Annotated in this window: 11 protein-coding genes and 2 pseudogenes; 11 read left to right on the plus strand and 2 right to left on the minus strand. The window is 61.6% G+C overall.

Going from position 1 to position 9,739, the window contains the following annotated elements:
• Position 1: 1 nt before the first annotated feature.
• The gene (locus tag TO66_RS11035) at positions 2-766 is read left to right on the plus strand and encodes a C40 family peptidase (protein WP_044461119.1); all 765 of its coding nucleotides are present in this window, start codon (positions 2-4) and stop codon (positions 764-766) included.
• Between the two features lie 25 nt (positions 767-791).
• Positions 792-992, plus strand: coding sequence for a hypothetical protein (locus TO66_RS11040; RefSeq protein WP_044461120.1), 201 nt, complete (start codon positions 792-794; stop codon positions 990-992).
• On the opposite strand, the gene TO66_RS33275 is transcribed toward TO66_RS11040, so the two are convergent.
• Positions 976-1,203, minus strand: coding sequence for a hypothetical protein (locus TO66_RS33275; RefSeq protein WP_146021770.1), 228 nt, complete (start codon positions 1,201-1,203; stop codon positions 976-978). The two genes, TO66_RS11040 and TO66_RS33275, sit on opposite strands and share 17 nt — an antisense overlap.
• Positions 1,204-1,391: 188 nt before the next feature.
• Here TO66_RS33275 and TO66_RS32495 point away from each other — a divergent pair, with 188 nt between their 5' ends.
• From TO66_RS32495 to TO66_RS32500, 3 genes and pseudogenes are all read left to right on the plus strand, one after another.
• Entirely contained in the window at positions 1,392-1,733 is a 342-nt protein-coding gene (locus TO66_RS32495) for a hypothetical protein (protein ID WP_082061037.1), read from the plus strand.
• Between the two features lie 64 nt (positions 1,734-1,797).
• A pseudogene (locus tag TO66_RS33915) lies at positions 1,798-2,364 on the plus strand (tail assembly protein).
• Positions 2,361-2,651, plus strand: a complete 291-nt coding sequence (locus TO66_RS32500) for a hypothetical protein (RefSeq protein ID WP_082061067.1) — start codon at positions 2,361-2,363, stop codon at positions 2,649-2,651. Before TO66_RS33915 ends, TO66_RS32500 begins: the two are co-directional and overlap by 4 nt.
• Here TO66_RS32500 and TO66_RS33920 read toward each other — a convergent pair.
• Positions 2,606-2,830 (minus strand): annotated as a pseudogene (locus TO66_RS33920) (hypothetical protein); the annotation flags it as partial. The gene TO66_RS32500 and the pseudogene TO66_RS33920 sit on opposite strands and share 46 nt — an antisense overlap.
• A gap of 130 nt (positions 2,831-2,960) precedes the next feature.
• Here TO66_RS33920 and TO66_RS11050 point away from each other — a divergent pair.
• Genes TO66_RS11050 through TO66_RS11075 form a run of 6 tightly spaced genes read left to right on the plus strand, consistent with a single transcriptional unit; the run spans position 2,961 to position 9,730 of the window.
• Positions 2,961-6,587, plus strand: a complete 3,627-nt coding sequence (locus TO66_RS11050) for a phage tail protein (RefSeq protein ID WP_044461122.1) — start codon at positions 2,961-2,963, stop codon at positions 6,585-6,587.
• Positions 6,584-6,886: a hypothetical protein gene (locus tag TO66_RS11055; protein WP_044461123.1), complete on the plus strand. Its 303-nt coding sequence runs from the start codon at positions 6,584-6,586 to the stop codon at positions 6,884-6,886. The genes TO66_RS11050 and TO66_RS11055 overlap by 4 nt, the downstream gene beginning before the upstream one ends.
• Complete coding sequence (locus TO66_RS11060) at positions 6,886-7,761, plus strand: hypothetical protein (RefSeq protein WP_044461124.1); 876 nt, start codon at positions 6,886-6,888, stop codon at positions 7,759-7,761. The genes TO66_RS11055 and TO66_RS11060 overlap by 1 nt, the downstream gene beginning before the upstream one ends.
• A gap of 13 nt (positions 7,762-7,774) precedes the next feature.
• Entirely contained in the window at positions 7,775-8,743 is a 969-nt protein-coding gene (locus TO66_RS11065; RefSeq protein WP_052506109.1) for a hypothetical protein, read from the plus strand.
• 43 nt (positions 8,744-8,786) lie between these two features.
• On the plus strand, positions 8,787-9,212 hold the full coding sequence (locus TO66_RS11070) for a cell wall hydrolase (RefSeq protein WP_044462338.1): 426 nt from the start codon (positions 8,787-8,789) through the stop codon (positions 9,210-9,212).
• Positions 9,212-9,730, plus strand: a complete 519-nt coding sequence (locus TO66_RS11075) for a lysis system i-spanin subunit Rz (protein WP_044462339.1) — start codon at positions 9,212-9,214, stop codon at positions 9,728-9,730. Before TO66_RS11070 ends, TO66_RS11075 begins: the two co-directional genes overlap by 1 nt.
• The last annotated feature ends 9 nt before the right edge of the window (positions 9,731-9,739 follow it).

A 9,739-nucleotide genomic window follows, 5' to 3' on the forward strand; every position in this document is an offset into this window, starting at 1 on the left:
CATGCGCAAACACATCTTGAGCGCTATCCAGGCGCACGCGGCGGCTGAGTACCCAAAGGAGTGCTGCGGCCTGCTGCTGGCCGTGGGGCGCAAGCAGCAGTACTACCCGTGCCGCAACGTCTCCACTGAGCCGAACGAGGAGTTCCGGATCGATCCGGAGGAGTACGCCGCGGCCGAGGACGTGGGCGAGGTGATCGGGGTAGTTCACTCGCACCCTGACGCCACCAGCCGGCCGTCACCGCGCGACCTGGCCATGTGCGAGGCTACAGCGCTGCCCTGGCACATCCTGAGCTGGCCGGAGGGTGACCTGCGCACCATCACGCCGGCAGGCAGCACGCCGCTGCTCAAGCGCCCGTTTGTGCATGGTGCCTGGGATTGCTGGCAGGTCTGCGCAGACTGGTACAAGCGCGAGTGGGGGCTTGAGTTCGAAGCCTTCAAGCGTGCTGATGGCTGGTGGGAAGACCCGGCCGGGCCAAGCCTGTATGAGCAGGCCTATGAGGCCGCTGGGTTCTACCAGGTTGATCGACCCGAACGCGGCGACATGATCGTCATGGCGGTGGGGCGAACGGCACACCCGAACCATGCCGGGATCTACCTCGGCGCTGATCCGGCGCTGACCGATGAGGCCGCCGAAGTGTTCGGCCCGGGGCCATTCCTGCTGCACCACCTGTACGGGCGGCCCAGCGAGATCATCATATTCGGCGGCCCGTGGCTCGACAGGACGCGCCTGATCCTCAGGCACAAAGATGCACAATCAACCACATGATGCGGCAGGGCCGCAGGAGAGAGTTATGAATCAGCCATTCGAAGCAGCAGGCGATCATTTCATCAACAACTGGTCGATCATCGTCGATGGTGGTCGGTTCGCAGGGATTGGGCTTGGGTTGCCCGAAGAATTTGGCAAGGAAGCGCAGGAGAAAGCCGACCTACTTGAGCGTCGGCTTTCGAGATTGGAAAAGGCGCTCGGCCTTGATCCTATTTGTGATGGCTGAAGAAGCTGTTGATAGCTGTCACATCGGGCGCAACAGCGCCTGATGGATGAGTCTTGGCGAGTTCTACTGCATAAGCTTGAGCGGCCTCAACAGCCCCCGCGCCTTGCGTCTCTTTAAGCTGATTCGCCAGGCCTGAAAGTATGCAGTTCAGTGTAAGAAGAGATGAGCCGGTGTAGTTCAGAATCTCTTGGATGTTGGTGTCATTGCTCACATCGACCTCCTAGGTCATAAACGCGCCGAAATTGGCGCAATCCCAGTCCTTGGGCTTGCAGGCAAGGGACTGGGGAATCCGTTGCGTGAGGGCGGGAGGCTACTACGGAGGGCGCCGGGGCGTAACTGGGGATTCGTACAGGGGTCGACCGGTGATATCGTTGACTCCTTTCCACAGGAGTGACCCGCATGAGATTGATCGTAGGAGCGTTGGCTGTGGCGTTGTTGGCGGGGTGTGCATCACCGTCAGACCTCATGTCTGAAGCACCGGCAATTACTGTTTCTTCTGCAAAAACACCGAAAGCCTTAGCGCTCTGTATTTTCCCTGCGTGGCAAGAGCACAACTCTAATGCCAGTATGAGTGAAACGACTACCGGTTACCGTCTGGTCAGCGGCTTTGCCCAACAAACAGACGATGTTCTGGACATCAGCTATGCAAAAGCAGGGAGCGTGGCGAAACTCTATCAGCGGGTCGCATGGTCGCAAATCGGACGTGGGTCCTTGCGAGACTCAATTCAGAAGTGCAAATGAATACAAGACCGCCGATAGGCCGGTTTTTTTATGAAAGGAGAAACGTTTTGGCCGCTATTGCTGAATGACTACCATCAAGCTGTCGGGCTCTCTTGCTCGGAAGTTTGGTAGATCTCACGCTAAAAAAATCGATTCAGGCACATCACGCGAAGTCTTTAAAGCCATGAGCTGCACTCTCGAAGGTTTCGAGGCAGGAAATCAAAAGGCTTGCCGCTCTAGGAATGCGGTTCGCAGTTTTTCGAAATCGGGTGAATATTGGTGAAGCTGAATTGGATCTTGGTGGGACTCGAGAGATTCGAATTGTGCCCGTTGTCGAAGGGAGCAAACGCGCTGGAGTTCTGCAGACTGTCGTCGGTGTTGTGTTGTTGGCAATTTCCTACGCGCTTCCATTTACCGCGCCATATCTGACCCCGGCCGGGATTGGTCTCATTGCCGGCGGCGTCATCCAGATGCTCAGCCCCAGGTCTCAGGCCTGAAGCAAAGCGCATCCCCGGACAACGCCCCGTCCTACGCCTTCGGCAGCGCCAAGAACACCACGGCCAGCGGCAACCCGGTGCCGATCTGCATCGGCGAGCGCCGGTGGGGCGGGATGATCATCTCGGCCTCGATCTACGCGGAGGACAAGGCATGACCAAAGTCACCTACAGCATCACTATCCATGACCTGCAACGGCTTGAGGACGGATTGATTTGCGGCGACGAAGCGGTGGTGGCCGTTCTGGACAATGGGCGTGAGATCCATCACGAGCGCTTCATTGGCAAATGCACATCGCCAAGCGGCTACACGCGAAAATACCGCGACAAGGCAGGTCTTACCGCCGCACCGGTCTTTGGCAGCTGCCGCATGGGCTTCAGCCTAACTGGCCCGGCAAAAGGCTCTTCCAAGCCACCCACAAAATCGTCAGATCCCAGCCGGTGAGAGCCGTAATCGACTCGATATTCTGGACCGCGAGATGCCGCTTCAGTCTCGGCCGCATCCTTAGACGCGTAGATATCGACGAAATGCCAGGGTGAGGTTTGCACGACTCCCCAGCCCAGAACCCACCCCTCGTTGTCTGGGTCGGCAGGGAGATTTTTAGCAAGACTTTTAATTGACATGACCGCTCCTTGGTTGCGTGAAGGCTGAACGCTACTACCCTGGCGCGCTCTTGCGTTACTGGAATTTCATCCACCCTGTACAGCTACACAGGCCGCCCAAGAGGCGGTTTTTTTATGCCTGGAGGAAAGCATGGGCGCCGCAGAAAAGATCGAGATCCACGGCGAGAAGGGCGGCAGCAGCAAGCCGAAGACGCCGACCGAAGCCAGCGATAGCCTGCGCTCGACCAACGTGGCGAAGCTGCTGGTGGCGGTGGGCGAAGGAGAGTTCGACGAAACTCCGACCGACTACGACATCTACCTGGACAACACGCCGATCCGCGATGCCAGCGGCAACTACAACTTCCCGAACGTGAAGTGGGACTGGCGGCCGGGCTCCGTGGATCAGACCTACATCCCGGGCATTCCGTCGGTCGAGAACGAGACCTCGCTGAACATCGAGCTGCGCAGCGATACCCCGTGGGTGCGCTCGATCACCAACACCCAGCTATCGGCAGTGCGCCTGCGTTTCGCTTGGCCTGCCCTGCAGCGGCAGGACGACGAGGGAAATGTCGTCGGCTACCGCATCGAGTACGCCATTGATCTGGCTACTGACGGTGGTGCTTATCAGCAGGTGTACCCCGACGCCGTGGACGGCAAGACAACCACCCGCTATGAGCGCTCGCGCCGAATCGATCTCCCGGCCGCCACTACCGGCTGGCAGATCCGCGTGCGCCGCCTGACGCCGAACCAGAACAGCAACAGGATCGCCGACACCATGCTGATCGCCGGTATCACCGAGGTGATCGATGCCAAGCTGCGATATCCGAACACAGCGCTGCTCTACATCGAATTCGACGCCGAGCAGTTCACCAACATCCCGGCCGTAACTGTGAAGTGCAAGGCTCGGCGCTGGATGGTGCCGAGCAACTATGACCCTGTGGCCCGCACTTACACCGGCACCTGGGACGGCACTATGAAGTCGGCCTGGACCAATAACCCGGCGTGGATCACCTACGGGGTCTGCACCGAGGACCGCTTTGGCCTGGGCAAGCGCATCAAGTCGTGGATGGTCGACAAGTGGGAGCTGTACCGGATTTCGCAGTACTGCGACCAACTTGTGCCGGATGGCCTGGGCGGCCAGGAACCGCGCTTTCTGTGCGACATGAACCTACAGGGCAAGGCCGATGCCTGGTCGCTGCTGCGCGATATCGCCGGCATCTACCGGGGCATGACCTATTGGGCTCAGGGCCAGCTGGTGATGCAAGCGGACATGCCGCGGGCGCAGGACTTCGACTACGTCTTCACCCGGGCCAACGTCATCGATGGGAAGTTCTCCTACGGCAGCGCGTCGGCCAAGACCCGGTACACCCGGGCCCTGGTCAGCTACGACAACCCTTCGAACAACTACGACACCGACGTCATTCCGTTCGCGGACCTTGGCCTGCAGCGCCGCTACGGCGACCGGCCGACCGAACTGACCGCTATTGGCTGCACTCGTGCCTCTGAAGCCCAGCGCCGCGGTAAGTGGGCGATCCTCAGCAACAACCAGGACCGCACCGTGTCGTTCAAGACCGGCATGGAGGGCGTGATTCCGCTGCCTGGGCATATCATCCCGGTCGCGGATTCGCTGTTAGCCGGCCGTGAGGTGGGCGGGCGGATCTCGGCCGCGGCCGGCCGCGTGGTGACGCTTGACCGCAACACCCAGGCCAAGGCCGGGGACCGGTTGATCATCAACCTGCCGGGCGGCCGCGCCGAGGGGCGCACCGTGCAAAGCGTCAGCGGCCGCGCGGTGACGGTCACGGTCGCCTACAGCGAGCCGCCGATCGCGCAATTGCAGTGGGCCCTGGATGCTGATGATCTGGCGATCCCGCTGTACCGGGTGTTGCGCACCAAGCGTACTGCTGAAGGGGATTTCGAGATCAGCGCCCTGCAGTACGAGCCCGGCAAGTTTGCTTTCATCGATACTGGCGCGCGCCTCGAGGAAAGGCCGATCAGCGTGATCCCGATCACCGTCGTTCCGCCGCCGGCAAGCGTCACCGTCGCCTCGACCTCGGTCGTGTCGCAGGGCCTGGCCGTGGCCACCATGAATATCACCTGGCCAGCCGTGAACGGAGCAGTCGGCTATGACGTGGAATGGCGCAAGGACAGCGGGAACTGGATCAAGCTGCAGCGCACCGGGGCTACCTCGGTTGACGTGGTCGGCATCTACGCCGGCGCCTATGTTGCCCGGGTGCGGGCGGTGAGCGCCTTCGATATCACGTCGATCTGGAAGAACTCGAACCTGACCCAACTGAAGGGCAAGGAGGGGTTGCCGCCGGCGGTGTCATTCCTGACCCCGACGAGCCTGGTCTACGGCATTCGCCTTGACTGGGGCTTCCCCGCGGGCGCCGAGGACACGCAACGGACGGAGATCTGGTACAGCAAGACCACGTCGCAGGCTGACGCGATCAAGCTGGGTGACTTCGCCTACCCGCAGGCTCGGCACGAAATGCAAAACATCCTGGCCGGGGCGTCGTTCTTCTTCTGGGCGCGCCTTGTCGACCGCACCGGCAACGTCGGCCCCTGGTATCCGACGGGGATTGGCGTCAACGGCCAGGCCAGTTCAGACCCGACCGAATACGAGAAGCACTTCCTTGGCCAGATCACGGAGTCGGCCCTTGGGCAGCACCTGAGCAACCGTATTGATCTGGTCGACGGAGATGGCCCTGGTTCTGTCAACTCACGCATCAAGGCAACCAAGGAAGAGCTTGAAGGGCTCATTGAACAGATCGTGGATGCACTCGAGTACGACCCGTCAAAGACTTACGCGGTAAACGAGATCGTCCGCCAAGGGCAGCACCTGTATCAAGCCATTACGGCTGTGCCAGCAGGCGCGGCACCGCCCAACGCTGCCTACTGGATCGATATCGGTACTGTCGCTCAGACGGTGAACGCGCTCGCAACTCAGGTTCAGCAGAACAGCACAACCATCGCGCAGCACGGCAACGAGATCACTGCGCAGGCGTCCCAGCTAAATGCAGTGAAAGCCACGGTGAACGATCCTGTCACTGGCGTGAATGCTACGGCGACTGGCCTGAGCACTCTCAAGTCGACGGTCACAGCGCTGGACGGCAAGGTCACCACCACCGCGGAGCGAGTGGACGGAATCTATGTCCAGGTCAACCCGGCAATGGCCGGCGAGGAAACCAGCTACGCCGGCTCAGAGCAAGGGTATGTCGGCGTTTGGTCGGTGCAGTCCGCTTTGATCGAGGGCGACGTGGCCACCGGTAAGCGCGTTGACGAAGTCAATGTGCAGATGGGGCAGAACAGCGCCGCGATTCAGACGGTCAGCCAGGCCCAGGTGGCGCTCGACGGCAAGGCCTCGACGATGTGGTCGGTGAAGATGCAGGTTGATTCAAACGGTCGCTACATCGCCGCGGGCATCGGTCTGGGCATTGAAAACCAGGGTGGTGTGTTCCAGAGCCAGTTCCTTGTGAGTGCTGACCGCTTCGCAGTAGTGAACGGCTTGGGCGGCTCGCCCTCCGCGCCGTTTGTGGTGCAGAACGGCCAGACGTTCATCAACTCGCTGTTCGTCCTCGATGCATCGATCACCAACGGGAAGATCGGCGGGGCGCTGTACTCCCTCGACTACGTGCCGAACACGACAGGCTGGATGCTGCCACGAACCGGCGCCTGGGAAATGAACGGCAGCAACGGTGCCGGGCGTCTGCAGATCAACAACACATCCATCAAGTTCTATCACCCGAACGGCGTGGTAGGCATCGAGATGAGCCTATGACCGGCATGACCCTGAAAACCGCCGGCGATGTCGTGTTGGTGGATATGACGATGAAGATCAGCCAGATGGTTGGCAGCGTGGTGACCGGCGGGGCCAATGGCTCTGCCTCGATCCCGCTGCCGCCGGCGGGCAAGACCATGTTCTTCATCGTCGTGCCGCTGGTGGACCTGCAGCGGGAGAAGGGGAAGCGGCCGGGGGTGACACTGTCCGGCACGACCCTTTCCTGGAGCTACTCATACAACACAAACGGCTGGGGCTACTTCTCGGCCAACTGCCAGATTTACTATGGGTACTACTGATGGTCGCGAGACTGGTTGTTACCAAAGACACCGAGGAGCTTCTGTTCGATACCAGCAAGATCTGCTACGGGCTTGTGAAAAGCGGAAACCTTGCCTTTATCGAGAACTGGGCCAGGTACTACCTGAGGTCCGCGCAGCTTGACCCGAGCGACGGCGCGAGTTGGGCGCCTGAGTCTGACCCGCAGCGCGGAGATCCCGCCTACGGTTTCACGGTGACGAATGCGCTATCGCCAATCGTGTTTATCACTGGCCCTGGCTGCCTGAACGGGGTTTCCCGGTCGGGCAGCAGCATGACGTTCATCTACATCAACGCCGATGCCAATACGCGGTTCTACTGCTTTGATCTCATGGCCGACAACATCCCGGGCAGCCCCTACCTGAAGACGCGTCTCGAGGACGGCAGGATCTCGTTCAACTCGCTACAGCCACCCTTGAACGTGCTGGCAGCAGTCCAGGCGCCGCCGCCACCTGCACACCCGCCAGCATGGCCTGACTGGTGGGGGACAACCTACAGCGGCGGATACAACGTTCAGCGGCGAGGTCTTGTAGCGCCAAATTACTCCCCAGCGCTTGATAGTCGAGTAGACATCGGGCTGGCGGGCGAGGAGTACGCCGCCTATCTCCCGTGGGCCCGCTCTGCGGTTTGCTTGAATGGCAGCGCCGATACAGGGCTGACCGTAACCGTTTCTGAGGGTGCATACGGAAGGGTTGGCGGCATCAGTTTTATGTTCGGCGCAGCCGGAGCCACAACGAAAGGAAATACCCCGTCAGGCCCCGGAACGCCGTCGGGAAACAGCTTCCGGAACATCCCGACGGATAGGTATCCAACGGCACTTGTGATCAGAACTGCCGGCCTTCCGTTTCCCTACCAGTAATTGGAGCATTCAAATGTCAAAGCAAACGGTAACCCTGGGGACCGCCCCGACGGGCGTCGGCGGGGACACACCGCGCAGCGCCAACATCAAGATCAACGGCAACTTCGACGAGCTTTATGCGGCCCTCGGCGCAACAGGATCTCCGTCAGCGCTGCCGACGGTGCTGCCGATCGCGCGGGGCGGCACGGGCGCGGATACCGCGGCAGGAGCACCCTGGCCAACGAAGTCAGCGTCGGGTATTGGCATGGTCGCTGCACCCGACGCGACAGGCTATGACTCGCCTGGGAACGCGCAAGTGGGAAGCCCGCAGGGTGGCGGAATGTACAAAGTTGCCGCCGGTCCTTCGTCCTCCGGCATTTCTTATGCATCGCTGGTTCGAGTTCCATATAACAACAACTATGAAGCCCAGATCTTTTTCCCCATGGGCCTCTCCGTCAACAAGATGTATTTCCGGGTCTCGACAGGTGTCAATGGCGGCAATTTCGGGCTTGCGATGGAGGTCTACCACACGGGCAACACAACCCGCGGTTCCGGCGGCGCGCTGTCCGCTGCTTCGCCGATCGTGCGCATTGCGAACGTCGCAGACAGCGTGCGCCGCGACCTCGACGAGCAGACGTTCGAGCCGGCCGGCGAGTGGGGCGTGGCGAACGATGAGGCGCGCGGTGTGAATGTTGAACGTCTGGGCGTCGGCGAGTATCGGGTGACCGGCAGCCTGGGCCTGGCCCTGGAAGGCTGGCGCACGCAGGATCCTTGTTCGCCGGACGGCGGCGGCACGCTCGGCATCACCGAGAGTGAACAGGCGGAAGACGGCACTGTGATTATCCGTCTGTTCAAGCAGCGCTGGACGCTCTCTGAAGACGGCGAAATGATCCCCGGCCGCGGGGCTCCGCTGGACGTTCCGCTCAACAGCTGGATCGATGTCCGGCTTGAAATGCCGAAGCCGGAACCGTCGCCACCGCCCGCCGCCCTTGAAACCGAATAACAGCCCGCCACTGAGCGGGCTTTTTCTTGCCTGGAGAAAAGTGATGACTGCAACCGAGAAAAACCGCGACATCCTCGCGCGCACGCTGTGGGGCGAAGCCCGCGGGGAAGGGCTGGCAGGGCAGATCGCCGTGGCCTGGACGATCCGCAACCGCGTGAACGATGGCCGGCCCAAGTCCTGGTGGGGCGAGGGCTATGCCGGCGTGTGCCAGGCGCCTTACCAGTTCAGCTGCTGGAACAAGAACGACCCGAACTATCCGTTCCTGAGCGGCGCTAAGCCGATCCCCGCCGGGCAGCTCGCGCAGGCTCAGCGTGCAGCTGATCAGGTTATGGGCGGCGCGGTGCCTGACCCAACCGGTGGCGCTACGCATTACTACGCGACAACCATGGCCAGGGCCCCGGCCTGGGCGGCGAAGGCCAGGCAAACGGTGCGCATCGGGCAGCACGTCTTCTTCAAGGACGTGCCGTGATGGCGCCGGTGCAGAAACTGCTGGGCGTGCTGGTGCTGGCGGTCCTGTTGATTTCCGCCGGCGCGGCAGCGGCCTGGAAGGCTCAGGCCTGGCGCTACGGGAAGCAGCTCGCCGAGCAGGCGCAACGTCACCAGGATGATCTTGCTGCGATCGCCAGCGCCGCCACCGCCCAGCAGCAGGCCGAACAGGACAAGCGCCTGGCCCTGGAGCAACAGCTGCAGGCCAACGACCAAACCCATTACCGAGCACTGAGCGATGCACAACGTGATCAAGGTCGCCTGCGCGACCGTCTTGCCACTGCTGATCTGCGCCTGTCAGTCCTTCTCGACGCCGCGGATTCCGCCAGTGGCTGCAACGCGCCTGCCACCGCCACCACCGGCGGCGTGGTTCATGGAGCCCCGCGCGCCCGACTTGACCCGGCGCATGCTCAACGAATTGTCGGCATCACCGACGACGGCGACCGGGGACTGATCGCCCTGCAGGCATGCCAGGATTACGTCAGGGCGCTGGGCCGCTGATCCTCTCGA

Origin of the sequence: Pseudomonas sp. MRSN 12121 (genome assembly GCF_000931465.1) — a bacterium.
Taxonomy (GTDB): Bacteria; Pseudomonadota; Gammaproteobacteria; order Pseudomonadales; family Pseudomonadaceae; genus Aquipseudomonas.

Excerpts from the sequence above, each read along its gene's own strand:
- TO66_RS11075 (WP_044462339.1), top strand. The coding sequence starts at position 9,212 with ATGGCGCCGGTGCAGAAACTGCTGGGCGTGCTGGTGCTGGCGGTCCTG.
- TO66_RS11050 (WP_044461122.1), top strand. The coding sequence starts at position 2,961 with ATGGGCGCCGCAGAAAAGATCGAGATCCACGGCGAGAAGGGCGGCAGC.
- TO66_RS11055 (WP_044461123.1), top strand. The coding sequence starts at position 6,584 with ATGACCGGCATGACCCTGAAAACCGCCGGCGATGTCGTGTTGGTGGAT.
- TO66_RS11060 (WP_044461124.1), top strand. The coding sequence starts at position 6,886 with ATGGTCGCGAGACTGGTTGTTACCAAAGACACCGAGGAGCTTCTGTTC.
- TO66_RS11035 (WP_044461119.1), top strand. The coding sequence starts at position 2 with ATGCGCAAACACATCTTGAGCGCTATCCAGGCGCACGCGGCGGCTGAG.
- TO66_RS11070 (WP_044462338.1), top strand. The coding sequence starts at position 8,787 with ATGACTGCAACCGAGAAAAACCGCGACATCCTCGCGCGCACGCTGTGG.
- TO66_RS11040 (WP_044461120.1), top strand. The coding sequence starts at position 792 with ATGAATCAGCCATTCGAAGCAGCAGGCGATCATTTCATCAACAACTGG.
- TO66_RS32500 (WP_082061067.1), top strand. The coding sequence starts at position 2,361 with ATGACCAAAGTCACCTACAGCATCACTATCCATGACCTGCAACGGCTT.
- TO66_RS32495 (WP_082061037.1), top strand. The coding sequence starts at position 1,392 with ATGAGATTGATCGTAGGAGCGTTGGCTGTGGCGTTGTTGGCGGGGTGT.
- TO66_RS11065 (WP_052506109.1), top strand. The coding sequence starts at position 7,775 with ATGTCAAAGCAAACGGTAACCCTGGGGACCGCCCCGACGGGCGTCGGC.